The organism is Verrucomicrobiota bacterium (genome assembly GCA_027622555.1).
Classification (GTDB): Bacteria; Verrucomicrobiota; Verrucomicrobiia; order Opitutales; family UBA2995; genus UBA2995.
Window position 1 is genome coordinate 1 of sequence record JAQBYJ010000009.1, and the last position, 20,836, is coordinate 20,836.

Below are 20,836 nucleotides of genomic sequence, written 5' to 3' on the forward strand. Positions count from 1 at the left end.
CGAGGGCAAGTTTATTTATCAATCCCTGTAACCATACGCATTATACGCTCTAAATAATTATACCGTGATAAGGGAATCCCCCAGCTGATTTTAGGATAAGAATATAATTATCAGAATGCTTTCTAATAAAGGCGTTTTTTTTCCAAAATTGCCAGGTTTTGATTAACTTGTTCTCGATTAAATACCCGAAGAGTATTATCTTCTCTCACATCCTAATAAACGGTTGTTAAGGCCGTTCAATCCCGGAGTTAGATGGCGAAATCACCCTTAAAAGTTGATCTAGGAGATTCTCAAAATCTCGAAGATAATCATCTTTCTGTTTTCAGAACGATGCCCGTATTTAAAGGCATTAATGTCAGCGTATTGAATTCGCTATTAGATGCTGGAACCGATCGAATTGTCTTGGGTGGAAATTATATTTTCAAGCAGGACGAATGTGGGTCGAGCTTGATTTTCTTTTATAAAGGATTGGCTGTGGAATCGAAACGTTCTGATGGTACAGATTGTTTGCTCGGCTATTATTCCGGTCCTTCTATTTTGGGCGAGTCAAGTTTCTTGGAATCTTGCCATCGATCTACGTCCCTTTATGCCAATGAAGACTGTTGGATAACTGAAATTGATAATCGGGAGTTGGAAAAATTAGCCGCAACATCGCCATCTCAATTCGAGATCTTATATTCAAATCTGGGAACGGAGCTCGGGAAAAAAGTATCCAATATTAATTCTAGAATGAATCACGTTAGTCGGAATCCGTTTTATCGGGACTATGGTGTTTCCTGGTATCGATATTAGGCTTTTTTAGACCAGGTCGTCTCACTCCTTTCGTTTTCATTTCATAAACAGCAATCTTTATTCGAATACTTCTCATTTTGAAGAGCGAGTAGGAGAGTTGTTTTCTTTGACCGTAAAAAAGGCCCAGTTGAACTGAGCCTTTTTCTGAAATGATTTAGTTCGATTCTCAATATAACGACTGACCTGCGAGGCTAAGTGATATTTCAATTTCTTCAGCGACTTTCTCTGTAATATCTTCTGTGCCTATTCCAAAATCTGAGCGGAAAATTGAAAACTTGGTGCGAATAACAAGTAGATCCCCATCCGGGCCTCGGGGACCCATGCGTGCTTTCAATTTACCTTTTAAATAGGTCAGGGTTGCATTGGCAGTGATTTGTCTGGTGACTCCTTTGACTGTAAGCTCACCGACAATTTCTGCAGACGTAATATTTCCTGTTGTTTCTACATTTTGTAGGCTCGCTACTTTAAATTGGATGTCTGGATGATTTTTTACATCCATCCATTGATTTCCCAGCATGTGGCCATTCATGGTTGGGTTTGCCACGTGTAGCGAATTTGTATCAAGCTCAATGGTGCCAGTTGTTTTACCGGGGGCGCGTGGATCGAATTGCACGCGGCCTGACACGCCCTTGCCGTTGCCGTTTATGGATTCGAGCGGAGCATCCATATTAAAGTTGATCGTGTTGACCCCCTTTGGATCGGCGAAATCAAAGGATAGGGTTTCTGCGGATAAGCTAACTATTCCTGGAGTAACTAATATAAAAAGAAAAAGTACCTTCATGGTAATTGTCATGGATTTGAGTTAACTATTTTTGAAATTAGAAACGAACCAAGGAAAAATGATCCAGCCAAAACGCCGGCAACCAGTAAGGGCTCGATTCCGGGTAAAAACTTGGGATGCCATACTCCGCCTTCTATTTCGGCAATCGGGTCAAAAACTGAAATATATTCTTTAGTTACAAAGAACCCAACTTTTGCTCCTCCGATGAGCCACATAAAAACGCCAGCCATTGCTAAAAGCAGTGCTGTTCTTTGCATTATGTCTCTCATGGATATAAAATAAACCGTACCTTGAGCGTGGATATTTAAAGGTCAACGAGTTTGCCCTTGGCCTGGTTACTGTTTTTGCTCATTTAGAACTTATGATTAAATTCCTTCACACCCGAATTCGTGTCAGCAATCTAGATAAGACCATTAGCTGGTACTGTGATAACCTCGGCTTTGTCTGCACCAAGCGTACCGACAAGTCTCCTGCGGGCAACCAGCTCGCTTTCCTTGAATTGGAAGGGAATGAGCACTTTTTGGAATTATGTTATTCGCCTGATTATGAGGTGAAGGTTCCTGAAGATTTGATGCATACCTGTATCGGCGTGGATGACATCATTAGTTTTTGCGATGAACTTGAAAAGAAAGGTCAGGATGTGTGGCCGGAAAACTGGAGGGAAATTTTTCCTGAAGGTAAGAAGATGGCCTTCCTGACGGATCCTGACGGTTACGAGGTTGAGATTCTCGAAACCTAACCCTTATTTAACTAAAACGACCGCTCTTCCAAGCGGCCGTTTTAGTTAAAAGTTTTATGTGAACCACTGATTATGGATGGTAAATACGCAGTAGTGCGTCCGCCATTTCTGAAGGTGTTTCAGCCACTTCGATTCCTGCGGCTTTCAAGGCTGCGATTTTACCTTCGGCGCTTCCACTGTTTCCTGAGACTATAGCACCCGCGTGACCCATGCGGCGTCCGGGAGGAGCTGTTGTTCCCGCAATAAATGCGGCAACCGGTTTTTTAACATGCTCTTTTATGTACGAGGCAGCTTCTTCTTCGGCCGATCCACCGATCTCGCCAATCATGATGATCGCGTCTGTATCAGGGTCGTCATTGAACAGTTTCAAAGCGTCGGTGTGACTTGTTCCGTTGATTGGGTCGCCCCCAATGCCGATGCAGGTAGATTGACCATGACCACGAACGGTGAGTTGCCATACGGCTTCATAGGTCAATGTTCCCGAGCGTGAGATAACTCCGACTCGACCGGGTTTGTGGATATAACCTGGCATGATGCCAATACGGCACTGATCCGGGGTAATGATGCCGGGGCAATTGGGACCTATCAGGCGGCAATTGCTGTTTTTAAGAGCAGCTTTTACTTCGGCCATATCACGGACGGGAACTCCTTCGGTAATAGCGACGATGAGTGGAATCTCTGCATCAATCGCCTCAAGAATGGAATCTGCAGCAAAGGGTGGTGGCACGAAAATCGCAGTGGCATTGATGCCCTCATTTTCAACCGCCTCTTTAACCGTGTTAAATATCGGTACCTGATTTTCCCAGATCATACCTCCTTTGCCAGGAGTAACACCTGCGGCGACTGTGGTTCCGTATTCGAGAGAAAGTTTGGCATGAAAACCACCGAACTTTCCGGTTATTCCTTGGATAAGAAGGCGTGTGTTTTTGTCGACTAGAACACTCATAGTTAGGCTTCCTTAACTAAATTTACGATTTTCTCCGCTGCATCAGTGAGGGAGTCTGCGGCTGTAAGGTCCAGGCCACTTTCGTCGAGCAGCTTTTTACCTAGCTCAACATTGGTGCCTTCGAGGCGAACTACTAAAGGAACAGTGATATCCACATTCTTGGCAGCTTCAATAATTCCCTGTGCAATAATATCGCACTTCATGATACCTCCAAAAATATTGACCAAAATTCCTTTTACATTGGGATCGCTTAGAATGATCTTGAACGCTGCTGTTACTTGCTCAGCGGTAGCTCCTCCTCCCACATCGAGGAAATTAGCCGGATCACCTCCAAAGTGTTTGATGATATCCATGGTAGCCATGGCTAAACCGGCTCCATTAACCAGGCAGGCAATATTTCCATCGAGAGCAATATAACTGAGGCTAAATTTCGATGCTTCGATTTCTTTATCATCTTCTTCGTTTAAATCGCGAAGTGCCACAATGTCCGGATGACGGAAAAGCGCATTGTCATCAAAGCCTACCTTCGCATCGAGTGCTATGACTCCACCTTCCTCTGTAAGAATGAGTGGATTTACTTCGACCATGGAAGCATCCTTTTCCCAGAAAAACTGGTAGAGACCGTTCAGCGTCTTGACCATATCTTTGAACGCTTGGCCGGTAAATCCTAAGCCAAATGCAACCTGGCGCATTTGGAACGGCTGAATACCCAGTGTTGGGTCAACAAACACCTTTGTTATTTTCTCCGGTCTGTTTTCGGCGACCTCTTCAATGTCAACACCCCCTTCAGTGGAAGCGATGATGACTGGTTTGGAGGTTTCGCGATCCATTAAAATCGCCAGGTAATACTCATGGGCTATCGACTCCGCGCCTGTAAAAAATATGGTCTGAACTTTTCGTCCAGCTGGCCCTGTCTGGTGAGTGACCAAGGTGTTGCCCAGCATTTTTGAGGCGACTTCTTTGGCCTCAGCGCGTGAACGGGTTAACTTGACTCCGCCTTGATATCCGTCTGTGAAAGTTCCTTTACCACGTCCCCCTGCATGGATTTGAGATTTGACGACTATCATGCCGTCTTCAGGGAACTGATTTAATGCATCGTCAAACGCGTCTTCAGTTTGGACAGCCACGCCTGGTGAGACGGGTACTCCATAAGTGGCAAATAACTCCTTTGCCTGGTATTCGTGAATATTCATGAACGAGTGTTGCTAAGAAAACAAAGCCCAAAAATAAAACTGGAGAATTTATCAATAGCAAGTGCTTATAGGAGGGTTGGATTTATTTAAGGGATGCTGAGTAAAATACTTCTAATTTGAAATGATGGATTGGCAGGAATTGGCTCCTTTTACCTTGAAGGCGGGTCGCACTTATTTGGTAATTTAAACATGCCCCGTCCTCGCTATAAGTTCATCCTTTTTGATTTGGATGACACGCTTTTGGATTTCAAAGCTTCTGAAACGCATGCTCTGAAAACCTGTTGGGAAACGTTTTTCAAAGATGCGATTTCCTTGGAGGTATACACCAGCACCTTTCACTTTATAAACAAAGGCGTTTGGCGCGAAGTGGAGTCCGGAAAACTAAAACCGTCTCATGTAAGTTATGAGCGCGCCCGTCGTACCTTGAAGCATGTAGGCTTGCCTGTTAGAAATGCTGATGAACTAGGAGCTCTATTTGCTTTTTGTCTCGGCCAGGTTGCCCAGTGGCTTCCAAATGCGGAGGATAGTTTTCGTAACATCGCTTCACGATTCGATGTTGGGCTCATTACGAATGGTCTTACTGTAGTGCAATACCCTCGGGTCGATTCTATGGGAATTCGACCCGTGATAAAGGCATTCCAGATATCCGAAGAAGCGGGAACAATGAAACCCAAAGCGAAGTTGTTTGAGCGAGCATTAGCGGAAGCGGGTCATTCCAATGAAGATACTTTGATGGTTGGAGACTCTGTGTCCTCGGATTTTCAGGGAGCCCTCAACGCGAAAATGGATTTTTGCTGGGTAAAGCAGAATGCGCATCCATTGCCGTTAGGGTTTCCGAAACCAAGATTTCACGTTTCGAGTTTAAATGAACTCGATTCAATTTTGGCTTAGCCGGTTAATGCAAAAATCCAGCATCCAATGATGATAATCCAAGTAGTGATTAAGAGATTAAGTTGACCCGTTTTAGTTACGACTGCTTGCCAATTGAGTTTTGAGATTCCGCTGGCAAGCATAAGACCGAATATAAAACTCCACAAATGTGCGGCGACGTCTGTTCGAGCGTCTCCGCTTCCGAGCCAAGCCAATAACATGACGCCTCCTGCTAAAGGGATTATCCATTGACGCTTTGTAATTTTTTCTCCGGTTCTAAAAAAGCTTCCTATTGGAAATCCCGTGACAAGGCCAAGTGCACCGAACACTGCGGTTGAAGCTCCCAATGAATAGAATGTAGAATCCAAGTGCAGGATGTTATTTGTTAGATTAGCCGAAACCGCGGTTGTCAGTATGCTGAGCCACCCCAAGCCATTGCCAAGATATCTGGCTGTAAGGTAACCGAACAAACCCATTCCAAATAGGTTGCCCATCAGGTGACCTACGTCCGCATGTAGAGTTACGGCTGTTACAATTCTCCACCATTCACGGTTTTCCCAGAAACCGGAGCTGCTGTTCATTCCCAGATCATCTAGCTTCGCTATAGATCCCTGGAAGAAGAATACCACCACCAGCATCATTAAAAAAAGGTAGGAAGGGATGACGCTGATTTGTTTTTCCGACAGGCTAGGGGAGACAGCTGGCCAAAACCGATTCTTTAATCCAAAAATACGTACCTCGTAGGAGAGTCTTCGAGCTTCCTTCTCGGCGACCACTAGTGCAAATTGACCTGCGTAGGGATACACCCAATAAGCGCTTCCTGCTGCCAATACTGCCAACCCGGCTTCGTGAGCTTTTCGGATAGTTGGAAACAAAGCGATAATAGATCTGTCGGCAGCAATCTTTAGAGAATCCTCACTTTCGGACTGAGAAAAGTCGTTTTGCATTTGATGAAAGCACGCGTTCCAAATCCTTTTCTGTCAATCCAGAGTCTCTGATGAATTGCACGCTTTTCGAGAATTCCGGAATCTTTTGCTCTCTTGGGAAAACTCTAAGGGGATAGTCTGATCCGAAGAGGATTTGTGCTATTCCGACTTCCTCAGCTATCTCTTTTAAAAGTTCAGGCTTATATAGAAGCGGTGTAGCTGCAGTGTCGTAGTAAATGTTTTTAAGTGAGCTAACCGATCCGATCTCCTTTTGCTTCAAAGGAATTCGGCCACCCAGGTGAGCAAGAATAACCACTTGGTCAGGCCAGCTGGTAGCCATTTGGACATAGTCTTCTAGAGGTGTATCTATTTTTCCCGGATGCGGTTTCGAGTCGGGTTCGGTCACGTGGAGGTTAATCGGAAATGATTTATCTTTTATGAAATTGAGGATTTTCTGCCAACAGTCGTCTCTTAAAGAGAACCCTTGAGCTTGCGGGTGGATTTCACCGAGGCCGAGAAAGCCTGTATCAATTGCCCAACTAATTTCCTCAATCGCTGCATCTGAGTTCTGCGGTTGGACCGTTACGAACGCTTTTAACCTATTGGGATATTTCTTAATCAGCTTAGCGTAAAAACGATTGTGCATCTGGCATGTTTGATGATTTTCCCAATACCAGCCTAGGAGGACGACGGTTTCAATTTCTGCCATATCCATTGAATTTAGAAGTTGTTCTTCTGTTGCCCATCCTTGGATCGAAGGCCGATCAGATGGCGCAACACAGGCCTTCCAAATGGGTTCATTCGATGAGTCAGCCCAAATCGCGGGCGACTTTTGCATTTCCTCCGGAAATAGATGGATGTGGCTGTCCCAGTTACGATTCATTGAATTTTAATAAAATAAAATAATCAAAATTAAAGAAATGTCTCGGAATTTATAACAATGTCCTAATTAGTATTCCCCCAGCCAGACATTCTGTTTTCGGCTTATGTTCATCCCATTTAACTAGTTAGCGTATCAAATATACCGCATGGAGATTCGTAAACACCCATTCGTAACCAAATTTCCTAAAACAGAAGCTGAGCAGATCGTCGCTTCTTCAAAAATCCAAGTCTATAAGGCCGGAACTGTAATATTTGAAGAAGACAGCATTTCAAACCTGCTCTACCTCTTGCTTGAAGGAGATGTTGATTTTCTTAAGAAAACCAACACCGGAAAATACAGTCCCGTAAGTTCTGCGGAAGCAGGTTCTTTTTTTGGTGAGCTAGGTATCCTTACCGGAGAAAGTCGGAAGCTCAGAGCTAAGGCGCGAAATGACGTTCGTGTGGGTGAAGTGCCGGGGGCGCTCCTTTTGGATTTTCTAAAGAAAAGTTCACCATTCCTTTTGGAAGTTTTGAATAATGTTACCACGCACCTCAAGACAACTACGGATCATTATCTGCAGGAACGGATTCAAAAAGAAAAGCTTCAGGCTGTGGGGCAAATGGTTCGGTCTATTGTCCATGATTTGAGAAATCCCTTTTCCATCATTTCCCTCGCCACCTACATGATTGGTCAGGAGCACGATGATAAGAAAACACAGGAGCAATGTGACCTTATTAAGGATCAGACCAATTACGTGATGGCGTTGGCTGAAGATATCACTGCCTTTTCGGAAGGTTATAAAAGCCTTAAGAAAATTACAGTTTCCATGAAAGACATGTTCGCGAAATTTCAAACGAAGCATGAGCATATTCTTAAAACCTCTACCTGCCCGATTGAATTTATTGATAACGATCTTTCGGCCAATTTGGATCAGGAAAAAATGATTCGGGTGCTCAAGAATCTTGTTGAAAATGCCATTGAATCGGTAGACACGAAATCCAACGGTCGTATACGTGTTCTGGCGCGCGCAAAAGATGGAGAACTGTCGCTTTCTGTTGCCGATAATGGTCGTGGAATTCCTGAAGATATCAGAGAATATTTATTCGAACCATTTGCTGCTCCTCCAGGTGGTAAGGAGGGTTCTGGACTCGGAGCTGCCATCGCAAAATCTGTGGTTGAAGCACACAATGGACGTCTGACTTACGCGTCGGAAACGGGTAAAGGTACCACCTTTACAATACGTATTCCGATCGAGTAATCCTACTTTGGCATTTATGGGGAGACAGATGGACGAAAATCCAGCTGATCATTTTGTTTCCATTTTTAATATTGGCTTCAGGAAATGCTTTTTAGGCTCTGAGCAAACTGTTTAATTCTCAATAATTATGGCTGTTAAAAAAGTTGCACTACTCACTGCAGGCGGACTCGCTCCCTGCTTATCTTCTGCCGTTGGTGGATTGATTGAACGTTACACAGAATTGGCACCTGATGTTGAAATCATTTGTTATCGAAGTGGTTATAAGGGCCTGCTCCTGGGTGATAGTTTTTCAGTGACCTATTCGATGCGCGAACAGGCTGGAATTCTTCATCGGCATGGTGGAAGCCCCATTGGGAATAGCCGTGTCAAGTTAACCAATGTCGAAGATTGTATTAAACGTGGACTTATTAAAGAAGGTCAAAACCCATTGGAAGTTGCCGCTGAACGTTTGGAAAAGGATGGGGTTGATGTTTTACACACTATTGGAGGTGACGACACAAACACCACGGCAGCTGATTTAGCTGCTTTCCTGGCGAAAAACAACTATGACCTCACCGTCGTGGGTCTACCTAAAACTATTGATAACGATGTAATTCCTATAAGGCAAAGTTTAGGTGCCTGGACAGCTGCTGAGCATGGCGCGCGATTTTTTGACAACGTGGTTGCTGAACATAATGCAAATCCACGCATGCTCATTATCCACGAAGTTATGGGCCGCCACTGTGGCTGGTTAACGGCAGCAACCGCTGTTGAGTATCGCAAGGGGCTGGATCAAATGGATTTTGTTCCGGACATCGGATTATCGAAAGCACGAAAGGACGTACATGCAGTGTTTGTTCCTGAAATGAGCCTCGATATCGACGCCGAGGCAAAACGCCTGCGCGCTATCATGGATGAAATCGACAACGTTAATATCTTTATCAGCGAAGGCGCAGGTGTTGATTCCATCATTGCAGAAATGGAAGCGAGCGGTCAGGAAGTGCCCAGAGATGCCTTTGGTCATGCGAAACTCGATGCCGTAAATCCCGGTCAATGGTTTGCAAAGCAATTTGCCGCCAAACTAAATGCTGAAAAAGTCCTCGTTCAAAAGAGCGGGTACTATAGCCGTGCTGCTCCTGCCAATGCAGAAGATCTTCGTTTAATAAAATCCTGTACCGACCTCGCAGTCGATTGCGCGATGCGTCGTGAAGGAGGAGTCATTGGTCACGACGAAGATCAAGGAAACATCCTTCGTGCCATCGAGTTCGAAAGAATAAAAGGAGGAAAACCATTCGATACCGAGCAAGCTTGGTTCGGAGACCTGCTCTCAGCTATCGGCCAAGCTAAAGGTTCCAAGCTTAGTCATTAAACAGCCTTGGATATTTTGAGAAAAAAGCCCCAGCGTTAAATGCTGACGGCTTTCTCGATTTAACTATTACGATAATTTAAGAGCTTTCTAGGTACTGGCTGCGAGCTGGTTTTCAATCCATTCTTTTAGTATTGGCTCTGGTAGAGCTCCCACTTGTTCGCTAACGGGTTCACCGTTTACAAAAAGCTTCAGGTTTGGGATTCCGCGAATCTGGTATCGTGCTGCAATGTCCTGATTCTCATCGGTGTTGACTTTGACTAGCGACCATTTGCCTTCTGCCTCAGAGGCCAGTTTTTCAATAACGGGTCCAAGCATGCGACAAGGTCCACACCAAGGTGCCCAAAAGTCTACTACAACCGGTTCCCTGTGGCTGCGTGCGATTACATCTGTTTCAAAATTAGTTACTTCGTATGACATGATATTTAATTTGGTTTTGCAGGGTTAGTGTATGATGAGCAGCATTCCTTTCACAAACACCTATGAATCAAAAAAATCTCGATAAACACCTGCTCAAATTAAAAGCCTGTCACCGCTGTCCCAAGATGCATAAACCAGTAGTGGTTGGAGAGGCAGCTTTGAGTAAGGTGATACTGGTGGGGCAGGCACCTGGAGTGAAAGAGCCTGTATTGCAGCGTCCGTTTGGATGGACTGCAGGCAAAACTTTATTTCGGTGGTTTAAAGAAGGAGTTGGTATTGAGGAACCAGCATTTCGTGAATGGGTCTATATGGCGGCGGTGTGTCGCTGTTATCCTGGAAAAAATCCCAAAGGGGGTGATCGTGTTCCCGATCCAGAAGAAATAGAAAACTGCGCTGGCTGGTTGAAGGATGAGCTGCAACTATTGAAACCGGAATTAGTGATTCCCGTTGGTAAGCTGGCTATTCAACAATTTGTATCTTTTGGAAAACTTACCGATGCAATCGGCGAAACATTCAGGATAAAGAGGTGGGGTGTGTCGTTCGATATGATACCTTTGCCTCATCCCTCGGGTGCGTCGACTTGGCATCGAATGGAACCCGGAAAAGCGCTTACACAAAAGGCTCTAAAGAAACTAAAAAATCATCCATCCTTTAAGGCAGTTTTAGCTCAAGCAAAAATCCAGGATTGAGTTCAATTTTCTAACCAGACATCGCGTCAAGGATTCCGGATGTTCTTATGGTTTGGCTTTCAATCGCAAGTGATAAGTCTTCTTTGCTCCCCCAGATTTCTACGGATTCACGACTTCGAGAAATGGCGGTGTAAATTAGTTCTCGAGTAAGTAGCGGAGATTTTCCTGGAGGAATAATAAAGGTTACTTTAATGTATTCAGATCCCTGCGACTTATGAACCGTTAATGCGTAGGCTAGTTCGAAATTTGGAAGTACTGATATCGGGAACCGTTTTAGTTCCTCTTCCTTACTGTCTTTGAAATAAGCGAATAAGTCATCCGGTCGATCGGGAGATGCGAAGAGTATGCCGAGATCACCGTTAAACAGTCGTTGAGAATAACTATTTTCTGTAATGAGGATGGGTTGTCCTGAGAAGTATGTAGTGTGTGGTGGTATTTTAAATTTGGAGCGAATAAGTGATTCTATGGCCATATTTAGTCTTTCCACGCCGAAGCTTCCATTTCGGATGGGTGTCAGAATCGTTTGATGTTCTACAAGCTTGAGGGCTTCCTCCGGTGACTCCGCCATTGATACATTAATGAAATGAGACGTTACCGAGGACTCCAATGCCTGGGATAGCTTTTGAGGAGCTGGCAAAGGCAATAGTCGAAGTTCGTTGTTGCCTGGTTCCACAATCGACAAGGTTTCTGCAGAATTTCCTTCTTTAATAGCCTCGCATGCCAGGAATAACGGACTGTCGTTTCCAAACCGAAAATTCTGGTTGAGCTCAATGACTCTCAAGGCCAAAGCTTTGTTGCTGACGCTTGCCTGAATCAAATCTCCAAAAATAGATCCCGCTTCAACACTGGCTAACTGATGACGGTCGCCAAGTAGGATAAGCTTGGAAGTAGGCTTAAGCGCTTCCAGGAGCTTTGAAAACATCAGCAAATCCAACATCGATGCTTCATCTACAATTACAACATCAAAGGGGAGGGGAGTCTTTCTATTGTGTTTAAATTCCGTGCTGTTTTTTTGATATCCAAGTAGTCGATGAAGTGTTGAGGCTTCAGTAGGGATCTTTGCTTTTTCTTCTGAAGAGAGATAGAGGTTTTGAATACCGGACTCTAGCGAATTCTGGATTCTTTGAGCCGCTTTCCCGGTGGGCGCTGCGAGGCCGATCCTTAAAGGTGTAACGCGTTCCTGTGCCATTAAAAAAGCCAGGATATAAAGCACAGTGGTTGTTTTGCCTGTTCCGGGACCGCCAGATATTAGAGTGAGTTGGGATTGAATTGCCAGTGTGATCGCTGCTTTTTGGTCCGCCCCAAGAGATGCATTTGAATCTAGGAAATTCGCAAATTCTTTTTGCTTGATTGGACTTAGCGGGCTTCTGAATCGTTCCTCTAAGATAGTAAGTAAATATTGTTCGTAGTGCCAATATCGGTGTAAGTACAGCTTACCTTTACTGGTTAAAATAAGTGGCTGGGATGATTCCGTTTCCGATCCTACGAGGTCCTTTGTTTCTAAATGTGTTATTGGGGCTTCGAGGAACTCCGGATCGAAGTATTCAGAAAAATCGCCATTTTTTAGCTCATTTAGATCCTGGCAAACATGACCTTGGCGAAGAGCATAACTAACCAATGCAGCAACGATTCCCAGGTTGCTGTCATTTGACTCAGATTTTCGGTCTATCAAATGACCCAACGCACGATCGAGCGTATTGAGTTGGGGAATGTTATCAATTGTGGACATTGTTTTGGATTATCGAAATATTTTATCCATCTTTTGAATCGCCTCAAAAGGCGGACGATCAAAGTAAACACCACTTCCTGGGTGATCTTTATGAACACCGCGGATAAACAAGTAGTAGATCCCGCCGAATTGCGTTTCATAGTCAAAGTGCTTATCTCTAAATTTCAGGTATCTTACTGTGGCCAGGGTGTAGAGGTAGTATTGTAGAAAATAGGCATGGTGGGACATGGCTTGGCTTATGGAATCCTTCCCGTAATCCTCTATGTTATTTCCAAGCCAATTAGATTTCCAATCCAACAGGTAAATGCGACCTTTCCACTCGAAGGTCAGATCGATAAACCCACGCAAATATCCGTTCAATCGCTGTTCTTTCCAGTTTTCAAGATTGGGCAATTCAGATTCAAAATGCTCAGTTGCAATTTCTTTAAAAACCTTAAGCAATGCTCTTGTTGAGGTATTGCGGGTGGGAAAATGAAATTCTGCTTCCTTTAAACAACTACCTGGCTTCAATTGATTGAGGGTGAGTGATTGATCAGTGGATAACGGGCATTTCAGGAGTTGTATTAAGTGATTTTGGAGTGTTGGAATCCAGTGGTTATCTAATACAGATTGTTTCACCATACTTTCCACAATGTCCTTCAGGGACATTGAATTACTGAAGTCTGTATTTTCCAGAACATCATGTATCAGATTTCCTGTGGCAGTTCCTTTGGGTAGTGAAAATATCGTTTTTTCAATTTCTGTTTCAAGGTGCTGAATCGCAGTATCCTCGTCCTCAACCACCATTTCTTCGTAGGCTTCCTTGAACCCTGATGCCAGAGAAGAAAAACTGGAAATGTAGAATCCACGTTCTGGAATTCGACTGATGGAGCGGCTCGCCAACTCACCAAATCCATGAAATCGATTATAACAACTTTCGACTCTTTCACTCATTGAAATGGTATCTAAAAATCGGACACCCTTTAGGTCGGCAGTTTTCAATGCTTCCATCACTTCTTGTGTTGAGCGGATGAAGCTTTGTGAAGAAAATTTTGACATACCAAACAGGCGGCCTATGGAAGAATGCTCCTGGTCTTTGTAGTCACCCCAGAATAAATAGCAGGAATGCTGTGCTCGGGTGAGAGCAACATAGAGCAGCCGTAAAGCATCCGATAAGCTTTCTTTATAAAACTGTTGGTCGGCTTCTTCATCGGGATTGGTGCGATTGTCATAAACCAATTGATTATCGACGTCAGTTCTGTGATAGATCCGGTCATCGGTGGATCGACTGGTCATTGATCCCCAGGCAAACGGGACGAATACGATCGGGTATTGAAGGCCCTTGCTTTTGTGGATTGTGACAATCTGGATGGCTAGATCATCGCTTTCGAGTCGAGTTATGAAATCGTCCCGTTCACGATCGGGTTTTTCGATTGAATGGTTTAGCCATTGAATGAGCGCCAGTGGAGTAAGCTTAAGTTCGGTTTCTGCCTGACTGAGCAGCTCGACCAAATGCAAAATGTTTGTAGCGCTTCTTTCTCCACCTGCTTTTGCCAACAGCTTCTGTTTAATTCCACTCCAGCGAATCCACTCGTCCAAACAACAGGAAATTCCCTCGGTAAGCCATTGCTCATGGAGACTTTGCATTTTTTCCTGAATTTCACTCCAGCCGTGAGAGGAATCATTGAGGGAGTGAATTATTTCAGCTGTCCATGAAAACCATTCCGACGCATAAAACCCTCTTAACCAATCCAATCGATTGGGTTCAAGGAGGATATTTAATAAGCTAAGCAATTGTTTAACTTCGAGTGTTTCAAAGACGGTTTCGTCCGAATAGAGCACAGAGGGTAGGCTATACTCCGCCAAATTCTCACGAACCATTTGTGCTTCTTTGTTTGATCTTGTGAGGATGGCGATGTCCGATGGTTTTACAGCTTTTCCATCAAGTTTGTAATCACCCTTTAACAGACTAATAATTTCGAGCGTCAGTGCCGTTCGAATTTTCTCACGTGCTTCTGTGCTTCCAATGGGTTTTTCATTTGTAGAACTTTGAAAGCACAGGCTTAGTGGCTTTTTCAACCTGTTTCCTTCAAATGTGAAATTGGTATTTCCCAATGCGGAGGTTGAAGGCAGGAATGGTATTTCTTCGAAAAGGAAAGGAGCCGTGTTCAGTGTGAACAAACTATTTACGGCATCTACCAATAATGCTGAGGAACGCCAATTGGTCGATAAGGTATGCCTCCGTTTTGCCAAATCACGCGCCTTCAAGTAACTGAATATATCAGCGCCACGGAATTTATAGATAGCTTGTTTGGGATCTCCAATGAAGAAGAGATAGTGATCCGGTGTGATAAAGAGTCTTCTAAATAATTCAGTTTGCTGGGAGTCAGTGTCCTGGAATTCATCCACCAAGATCGCTTTGTAAGTTAGCTGTATTTTCTCCTGTAACCGTGGCCCAGATGCAGATTCCAAGGTTTCTAATATTGAGGGAAGTAGGTCGTCGAATGTTAGTAGGTTATCAAGCTGCTTTTTTTTGTGCAGCGCTTCCTTCACTTTTCCAAAACAATAAAACGTATGTTGATGAAGAAAGTGCTCCAATGCTTTCTGCCATTGGCTTACATGACCAAAAAACGTTGTTGGAATGGGAGTATCCTCAAACTTTTTAATAAATTGATTCTGGAGATTGTCAGGCACAAGATTACCAAGAATCGAAAGAAAATTATAGGAAGGCTTTTCCGGGAATTCTCCTGCCAGGATGTTTCGAATGTTTGGTAGTAAGTCTCTCAGCGGTTTTTTGAAGAGAGATTCGTTCTCCAAAAAATTGAAAATCTCTTTCTTTTCGTTCAAAAGGCATTCGTGAAGCTTCTTCCATGCATTCTTCGTTTCGGAAATTGATTCCGAATAAAGATCTTCAGAAACGGCAGGTAGAATCTCGATGATTGGATATCGAATGATTTTTAAAAATCTATCCAGCAGCGCTTCTGGTGAATGTCCGCGAAAACTTAAAATAGAGGTAATGAAATGTTCGCCTTGATAGTGATGGGCTCGCCAGAAGTCCCGGATAGCTTCGAGCCAGAGCGGACGTTGTTCTTTAATTAAAGTGGGTTCGAAGAGCCGATTGCTTTCAAAAGCAAATTCTTTGAGGACACGGTTGCAAAATCCGTGAATAGTGAAAATGGCTGCCTCATCGAAAGTCGCTAACGCTGCCCGCAAACGATTTGCTGCCTGTGGCTTTGCCGTTTTGTACTGAATGGCCAATTCGTCCGATGGATTCGACAGCGACATTCCTTGAAGTGTTTCCTGTAGGGCTGTCCTGATTCTTGCATTCAACTCTTTGGTTGCCGCTTCCGTAAACGTCATTACCAGGATGCTTGAGATCGGGACATTCTGTTCGGCGATCAAACGGACCACTATTTTGGAGATCGTATATGTTTTTCCGGTTCCTGCGCTTGCCTCGAGAAAAGTGACTCCTTGCACTATGGGAGTTGTTGATATCTGGAATTCGCTGGTACTCACAAACTGCCTTTCTGCAAATGACCATACAAAGGCCTAAACAAAATTAATGCGGTCTCTTCAAATGATTTTGACAGAGCTGCATCCGACTCCGGAAAACATAATGCGATGAATTCATTAAAAGCTTCTCCTGGTGGTCCGAATTGCCCATCCGGGTTTTTGGTAAATTCTTTTTTGGCTATTTCTAACGGTGTTTGTTTTATCCGAGAATTAGGGCAAAGAGTCTCTTTGGCAAACAGGTGGGTCGTTTCGCAAAATAATGGAAGAGCAGATTTATGACCCTGGATAAACAGCGAAAATAATTCTTCAAGGTGTTTTTTTGAATCGTGTGCGTAGTCAAAAATTATGTGTTCTTCTTTTCCGATCAGGTACGTCTTGAACCCGTTGTTTGAACTTTGTGCGCAGAGGCACAAGTGTTCAATCCATGTCGCAATCAGATCGATGCCTCGTATTTTTCCAAATCTTATTCTTTGGTGATGCTCTTCGGTGACAGCATCGATACTTCCCTGTAACCGATGTCCTTCAAATTCCAACTCTACAACGGATGAAGGTAGACTCTCTATCGGATTATGTCCGAGAATGCTGAGCAATTTCTCCACTTCAGGTTGGACTTTTTCGAGTGCGCCTTGTTGTAAGGCTCCTATAGGTAACAGATCATTCAATAAGTACCCATTTTGACCGGACAGTATTTCTGGATGCTGAATCAGGAGACTTCCTTTTTTATATTCGAGCAATCCATTGGTTTCAATAGGTTCGGAATCTTCGAGGACCCGATCTTGATATGGGAAGTTCAGCTCAAGACTTTGGTTCAGCCAAAACCTTGAGGGATTTGCGAAAAATCTTTGAAAAGTACTCAGGAGTACTTCATCAGGTATTTCCAGGGCCACCTCAATTGGACTCATGAATTGAGGTGAAATATTGCCTGAGGATTCAATAAGCGAACGAGCTGCTTTCAGATTTTCATTCGAAAAACTGATGGGTTGATCCTTGTCGAAATAATATGGGCTAAATCCTTGGAGGGGCTCGTGTATTAAGAGTGTGCTTCGAGCGCTTGTTTCGTTTGGAAACTGGTAGTAGTCATCCAGGGTATCAAGAAGTTCTTCTACCACGATGGATGAAGGTTGCACTTTTAGCGTCTGACTTTCTATCCCTGTATAGGATATATAAAGATGCCGCCTGGCTCCCAAAATGGATTCGAGGAATAAATAGCGATCATCCTCACGGATCGACCGATCTCCTGTTCGCTTCCCATCGGGAAACTGTGTGAATTCGGAACGTATATCTCTCCTGGGGAATGCACTTTCGTTCATTCCAATTAACCCGATGAATTGGGCTGGGATGTTTCGCATGGGTTTCAATGAGCAGAAGGTAATAGTGCCACTGAAAAAGCTCCCGGCTTGATAGTCCTGTGTCAGCCTCGCCTCGAGTATCTGGCTTATTACCTTCATCGTCATCGGTTCATCCGACTTTACGTTGTTGGATTCTTTTTTGAGTTCCTCGATTAAAGCCAATATCCCTTGTGCATCGTCCAGGTAGCTTTCCTGGTCGGAGAATAAGTAATCGACGATCTCTCGTAGTTTTTCCAGCCACTCTGATGTTTTTAAAATACTGGATGCAACTTCCTGGTATTGCTCTAAAAATGACCAAGCGTCCAATACCTGGTTCAGCAAAGTGGTTGCATTTCCTTCCAGGTCAGAAAAAGGATTTTTATCATCCCAAATAGATGTCTCCGTCGGGTGGATGCAATATCCTGCTACCAAACGTTCTATGCCTTGCTCCCACGAATATTCTTCAAATGTAGAGCCTGTAGTCTGCTTTCTATGGTTTGAATTGATTCCCCATCGAATGGCTGTCATTTCAATCCAGGTTCTTATGCTTTCCCAGTCCGATTGTTTTAAATGAAATCGATTTGCGATGACAGGAATGCTCCAGAAATTTAAAACTTCGTTTGCGGTAAACCTACTCTGGAGGAGATCAAGAAGTTCGAGTAATGCATGTGCGACAGGACTTGAAGAACGCGTAGTATTGTCCGCGATCGAAAAGGGCAAAAAGCCTGAACCCTTGTCGGAGCCACCAAATACACTTCTAATAGCCGAAGAGTACTCTTCTATGTTGGGAGCCATGATAATAACCTGATCTGGCGTCAGGTTTGGATCAGATTCGAAACAACGATGAAGTTCGTCCTTAAGAACTTCAATTTCCCTGCGCGACGTATGGCAAACGTGGACTTGTATTCCGGCCACGCTTTTGATCTGGAGCTTTGAATTCGGTGGAGCGTTTAGTTCATAAAGGTCTTTTTGTAATGCTCCAAGCAGGTTTGTGGATTCGGGAATTGAGAAATATTCTGACTCATCCGTTGCGAACACATCTGCATCGATAAGCGTATTCAGGAAATCCTGACCTTGTTTCCCCAGGTTTCCGATGAGGCCATGGCCTTTATTTAAAAAGTCATCTTCTTCCGCTTTCAGTTGTCTCTTTCGCGTAGCCTGGTCACCCCAGTAGAGTGGCGAAGGTTGGGTGAGAAACAATGAAACCGGCATCCAGGTAGATGCTTTCCTCAAGATTTCTACGTAGACGGGTGGAAGAGAGGATATTCCAAATATAAACAATCTATCAGGCCAATTATTGGGTGGGGCATTCAAGGACGGCACTATTTTATTAAATGCAGCGAGTATTTCCGGAAATGCCTCCTTGGGTCTTTTGAGTAGTAACGATTGCCAAACTATCGACTTCCAGTCTGTAGCTGTCCTTTCCTCGCTCCAACTCGAAAGCAGCTCTGGCCTAAAGGTCTGAAGCTGGTCCATGAGTTGAGCGATTTTTACAGCCAATTGATAACGTCTGAGATATCTGGTGGATTGAGATTCTGACTCCAAATAACGCCTTAAAACATAGGCTTCCTTTTTGTCCGCCCAATTAGGTAGCTGTTGGTAGATTCGCCAAAATAACGCATTCGATGAAAATGAAGCCAATGAATCGGAATCACTGTTTTTGACAACTGCTTCTAATAATTGATCGATGAGAGCTCTTGGATACAGGTACTGGATATTCATCTGAATTCCTGTTCGATCAGCTATCCGAAGATTCAGCCATCGGGCCATCCCTCGGCTTTGAACCAGAATCGTATCCGTTGCTAATAGTGATCGATTGGAACTTGCAAGCTGACGGATTAGTGCATCGGCAAGGTTTTCCAATCGATTGGATAGGAATAATTGAATGTCAGCTTGCTTGGATTCCATCTAATAAAACGCTCAATCTAACGCGAGTACCAGTCTTGGTATTTCCTGATGGATGAGAACGTTAAAATTTACTATTAATACTTGCGGATGGGGGAATTGTTTTCATCTACGAATTTTCGGCCCTGTTAATCATTAGTAAATAAAGTTTTTGTGGGCGTTGAACGGCTTGTCGGTATGCTAGGACTGTGGTTTTTAAGTATTTATCTCAACTCAAACAATCATTTTTGAAAGAGAATCTATGATCACAATAAACGCCTCTGAAATAATAAGTCTCGCCGAATTTGAACAGTTTCTTGAAGAAGTCTGTGTCGGTGAAATGGAAATCGTTGAAGAACTTGTAGGAGATTTAAAACGAGAAGGACAAGAGCTGGTTGATACCATCCTCAGCTCCTTCAAAAATGAAGATCTTCCCTTGCTGCAGCGTGCGGCTCACACCTTGAAATCGTCCACGAAAATATTCGGAGGTGTGCAAATAAGTAATCAGTCTGCTGAAATAGAATTTCTGGCCAATCCAGCAGCGCCCGGTGATTTTGGAACGGTATCAAATGCGGTTAGTCAGATTCAGGAAAACTTTAATATTTTTCTGTTTCACCTGAATGCGACTGTTGCTTCCAAAAAGAACTGAGTTTTTCGAGCTCTTCAATAAATCGTGAGTAGGTAATTTTCGTTACTTATCCTCTTTTTTATCTTTCGAACCACCGAACAGACCGCCCAGTTTTTCGAGCGCATTGCCTCCTGATTCTCCAACATTTTTAAGGAGATCGCCTCCACCTTTCAGAATGACGTCTGGATTCTTTGCAATGGCTGCGATGACCTGAGAAGTTACCTCAGTCAATAAAACGCTTATCACCTCAGCACCAGTGATTCCTTCTTCACCTTCTCCCAGACCGTTAATTTCAATGGTTGGAATAGTTATGCTGATGGGTTTGGTACCCAAGCCGACACCTACTTTGGCATCCTTAAGAATAAATCGTTTGATTTCCAGTTTCTTACCTCCTGAAGCTTCCTCCTCTGCTTCTTCTGGGGATCCGGCAAACGCCTGAACATTATCCAGGATTTGCTTTAAATTGCTCGATCCAAGTTTTTGTTCAAATTGGATATCAGGTCCGATAATGAGGATCTCCTCTATGACAATCTTATCACTCAAAACCGACATCGGCTTGAGATCCAGCGCCAGGTGTTCCGCATAAAATGCGTGTTCTCCGCTAAAGCCTTCTGGATTGTGGATTTTAAGACCTTCCAAACCACCTGCTCCTGAAAGGAAAGAAATATTAACTTTTTTCAGTTCAATGTCCACTTGGGCTATTTCAGGTCCCAATCTGACTACTGCTGTCTGAATTATTTTCCCTGCTGACTTAGCCAATACAAACATGCCAATACCTACTATGATGACTAAAACTGCTATGATTCCTAATAATTTTTTCATGAGATTATTTGCATGGATTGAAGTGACTTTACTGACGTTTGGATTAATCCTCCCGTACTAGGAAATGAAAATTCTATGATTGTGGGCTCTCTTGTAAATCTCAACCTTAGAGAAATCACCTTTTTAAAGCTT

The 20,836-nt window shown here is 43.7% G+C and carries 18 protein-coding genes; 7 read left to right on the forward strand and 11 right to left on the reverse strand.

What is annotated here, in order from left to right:
* Positions 1-330 precede the first annotated feature (330 nt).
* Positions 331-792, forward strand: a complete 462-nt coding sequence (locus tag O3C43_04005; protein ID MDA1065646.1) for a cyclic nucleotide-binding domain-containing protein — start codon at positions 331-333, stop codon at positions 790-792.
* Positions 793-958: 166 nt separating this feature from the next.
* Here the strand turns inward: O3C43_04005 and O3C43_04010 are convergent, their stop codons facing one another.
* Positions 959-1,573 (reverse strand): YceI family protein, encoded by a 615-nt coding sequence (locus tag O3C43_04010; protein MDA1065647.1) that lies wholly within the window; start codon positions 1,571-1,573, stop codon positions 959-961.
* An 8-nt stretch (positions 1,574-1,581) separates the two neighbouring features.
* A complete protein-coding gene (locus O3C43_04015; GenBank protein ID MDA1065648.1) occupies positions 1,582-1,842 on the reverse strand; it encodes a hypothetical protein in 261 nt (86 codons plus the stop codon).
* Between the two features lie 92 nt (positions 1,843-1,934).
* Between O3C43_04015 and O3C43_04020 the strand changes: the two genes are divergently transcribed.
* Positions 1,935-2,312, forward strand: coding sequence for a VOC family protein (locus tag O3C43_04020; GenBank protein ID MDA1065649.1), 378 nt, complete (start codon positions 1,935-1,937; stop codon positions 2,310-2,312).
* 70 nt (positions 2,313-2,382) lie between these two features.
* On the opposite strand, the gene sucD is transcribed toward O3C43_04020, so the two are convergent.
* Positions 2,383-3,258: a succinate--CoA ligase subunit alpha gene (sucD, locus tag O3C43_04025; protein MDA1065650.1), complete on the reverse strand. Its 876-nt coding sequence runs from the start codon at positions 3,256-3,258 to the stop codon at positions 2,383-2,385.
* Positions 3,259-3,260: 2 nt separating this feature from the next.
* Complete coding sequence (gene sucC / locus O3C43_04030) at positions 3,261-4,451, reverse strand: ADP-forming succinate--CoA ligase subunit beta (protein MDA1065651.1); 1,191 nt, start codon at positions 4,449-4,451, stop codon at positions 3,261-3,263.
* Positions 4,452-4,640: 189 nt separating this feature from the next.
* Between sucC and O3C43_04035 the strand changes: the two genes are divergently transcribed.
* Entirely contained in the window at positions 4,641-5,342 is a 702-nt protein-coding gene (locus O3C43_04035; GenBank protein MDA1065652.1) for a YjjG family noncanonical pyrimidine nucleotidase, read from the forward strand.
* Here the strand turns inward: O3C43_04035 and O3C43_04040 are convergent.
* Positions 5,339-6,268, reverse strand: coding sequence for a rhomboid family intramembrane serine protease (locus O3C43_04040; protein MDA1065653.1), 930 nt, complete (start codon positions 6,266-6,268; stop codon positions 5,339-5,341). The two genes, O3C43_04035 and O3C43_04040, sit on opposite strands and share 4 nt — an antisense overlap.
* Complete coding sequence (locus O3C43_04045; protein MDA1065654.1) at positions 6,237-7,130, reverse strand: amidohydrolase family protein; 894 nt, start codon at positions 7,128-7,130, stop codon at positions 6,237-6,239. The genes O3C43_04040 and O3C43_04045 overlap by 32 nt, the downstream gene beginning before the upstream one ends.
* A 145-nt stretch (positions 7,131-7,275) precedes the next feature.
* On the opposite strand from O3C43_04045, the gene O3C43_04050 reads away from it, so the two are divergent.
* Both O3C43_04050 and O3C43_04055 read left to right on the forward strand, forming a co-directional pair.
* Entirely contained in the window at positions 7,276-8,367 is a 1,092-nt protein-coding gene (locus O3C43_04050) for an ATP-binding protein (protein ID MDA1065655.1), read from the forward strand.
* A gap of 127 nt (positions 8,368-8,494) precedes the next feature.
* The gene (locus O3C43_04055; GenBank protein ID MDA1065656.1) at positions 8,495-9,715 is read left to right on the forward strand and encodes a pyrophosphate--fructose-6-phosphate 1-phosphotransferase; all 1,221 of its coding nucleotides are present in this window, start codon (positions 8,495-8,497) and stop codon (positions 9,713-9,715) included.
* An 87-nt stretch (positions 9,716-9,802) separates the two neighbouring features.
* Here O3C43_04055 and trxA read toward each other — a convergent pair whose 3' ends face one another.
* The gene (gene trxA / locus O3C43_04060) at positions 9,803-10,132 is read right to left on the reverse strand and encodes a thioredoxin (GenBank protein ID MDA1065657.1); all 330 of its coding nucleotides are present in this window, start codon (positions 10,130-10,132) and stop codon (positions 9,803-9,805) included.
* A gap of 62 nt (positions 10,133-10,194) precedes the next feature.
* Between trxA and O3C43_04065 the strand changes: the two genes are divergently transcribed.
* Positions 10,195-10,821, forward strand: coding sequence for a uracil-DNA glycosylase family protein (locus tag O3C43_04065; protein MDA1065658.1), 627 nt, complete (start codon positions 10,195-10,197; stop codon positions 10,819-10,821).
* A gap of 10 nt (positions 10,822-10,831) precedes the next feature.
* Here the strand turns inward: O3C43_04065 and recD are convergent, their stop codons facing one another.
* The 3 genes from recD to recC are packed head-to-tail and all read right to left on the reverse strand — an operon-like array spanning position 10,832 to position 19,278.
* A complete protein-coding gene (recD, locus tag O3C43_04070) occupies positions 10,832-12,550 on the reverse strand; it encodes an exodeoxyribonuclease V subunit alpha (protein ID MDA1065659.1) in 1,719 nt (572 codons plus the stop codon).
* A 9-nt stretch (positions 12,551-12,559) separates the two neighbouring features.
* A complete protein-coding gene (gene recB / locus O3C43_04075) occupies positions 12,560-16,045 on the reverse strand; it encodes an exodeoxyribonuclease V subunit beta (GenBank protein ID MDA1065660.1) in 3,486 nt (1,161 codons plus the stop codon).
* The gene (recC, locus tag O3C43_04080; GenBank protein MDA1065661.1) at positions 16,042-19,278 is read right to left on the reverse strand and encodes an exodeoxyribonuclease V subunit gamma; all 3,237 of its coding nucleotides are present in this window, start codon (positions 19,276-19,278) and stop codon (positions 16,042-16,044) included. Before recC ends, recB begins: the two co-directional genes overlap by 4 nt.
* A gap of 238 nt (positions 19,279-19,516) precedes the next feature.
* Between recC and O3C43_04085 the strand changes: the two genes are divergently transcribed.
* The gene (locus tag O3C43_04085) at positions 19,517-19,903 is read left to right on the forward strand and encodes an Hpt domain-containing protein (protein ID MDA1065662.1); all 387 of its coding nucleotides are present in this window, start codon (positions 19,517-19,519) and stop codon (positions 19,901-19,903) included.
* A 42-nt stretch (positions 19,904-19,945) separates the two neighbouring features.
* Here O3C43_04085 and O3C43_04090 read toward each other — a convergent pair whose 3' ends face one another.
* A complete protein-coding gene (locus O3C43_04090) occupies positions 19,946-20,704 on the reverse strand; it encodes a hypothetical protein (GenBank protein MDA1065663.1) in 759 nt (252 codons plus the stop codon).
* Between the last annotated feature and the right edge of the window lie 132 nt (positions 20,705-20,836).

Excerpts from the sequence above, each read along its gene's own strand:
- O3C43_04005 (MDA1065646.1), top strand. The coding sequence starts at position 331 with ATGCCCGTATTTAAAGGCATTAATGTCAGCGTATTGAATTCGCTATTA.
- O3C43_04010 (MDA1065647.1), bottom strand. The coding sequence starts at position 1,573 with ATGAAGGTACTTTTTCTTTTTATATTAGTTACTCCAGGAATAGTTAGC.
- O3C43_04015 (MDA1065648.1), bottom strand. The coding sequence starts at position 1,842 with ATGAGAGACATAATGCAAAGAACAGCACTGCTTTTAGCAATGGCTGGC.
- O3C43_04020 (MDA1065649.1), top strand. The coding sequence starts at position 1,935 with ATGATTAAATTCCTTCACACCCGAATTCGTGTCAGCAATCTAGATAAG.
- sucD (MDA1065650.1), bottom strand. The coding sequence starts at position 3,258 with ATGAGTGTTCTAGTCGACAAAAACACACGCCTTCTTATCCAAGGAATA.
- sucC (MDA1065651.1), bottom strand. The coding sequence starts at position 4,451 with ATGAATATTCACGAATACCAGGCAAAGGAGTTATTTGCCACTTATGGA.
- O3C43_04035 (MDA1065652.1), top strand. The coding sequence starts at position 4,641 with ATGCCCCGTCCTCGCTATAAGTTCATCCTTTTTGATTTGGATGACACG.
- O3C43_04040 (MDA1065653.1), bottom strand. The coding sequence starts at position 6,268 with ATGCAAAACGACTTTTCTCAGTCCGAAAGTGAGGATTCTCTAAAGATT.
- O3C43_04045 (MDA1065654.1), bottom strand. The coding sequence starts at position 7,130 with ATGAATCGTAACTGGGACAGCCACATCCATCTATTTCCGGAGGAAATG.
- O3C43_04050 (MDA1065655.1), top strand. The coding sequence starts at position 7,276 with ATGGAGATTCGTAAACACCCATTCGTAACCAAATTTCCTAAAACAGAA.
- O3C43_04055 (MDA1065656.1), top strand. The coding sequence starts at position 8,495 with ATGGCTGTTAAAAAAGTTGCACTACTCACTGCAGGCGGACTCGCTCCC.
- trxA (MDA1065657.1), bottom strand. The coding sequence starts at position 10,132 with ATGTCATACGAAGTAACTAATTTTGAAACAGATGTAATCGCACGCAGC.
- O3C43_04065 (MDA1065658.1), top strand. The coding sequence starts at position 10,195 with ATGAATCAAAAAAATCTCGATAAACACCTGCTCAAATTAAAAGCCTGT.
- recD (MDA1065659.1), bottom strand. The coding sequence starts at position 12,550 with ATGTCCACAATTGATAACATTCCCCAACTCAATACGCTCGATCGTGCG.
- recC (MDA1065661.1), bottom strand. The coding sequence starts at position 19,278 with ATGGAATCCAAGCAAGCTGACATTCAATTATTCCTATCCAATCGATTG.
- O3C43_04085 (MDA1065662.1), top strand. The coding sequence starts at position 19,517 with ATGATCACAATAAACGCCTCTGAAATAATAAGTCTCGCCGAATTTGAA.
- O3C43_04090 (MDA1065663.1), bottom strand. The coding sequence starts at position 20,704 with ATGAAAAAATTATTAGGAATCATAGCAGTTTTAGTCATCATAGTAGGT.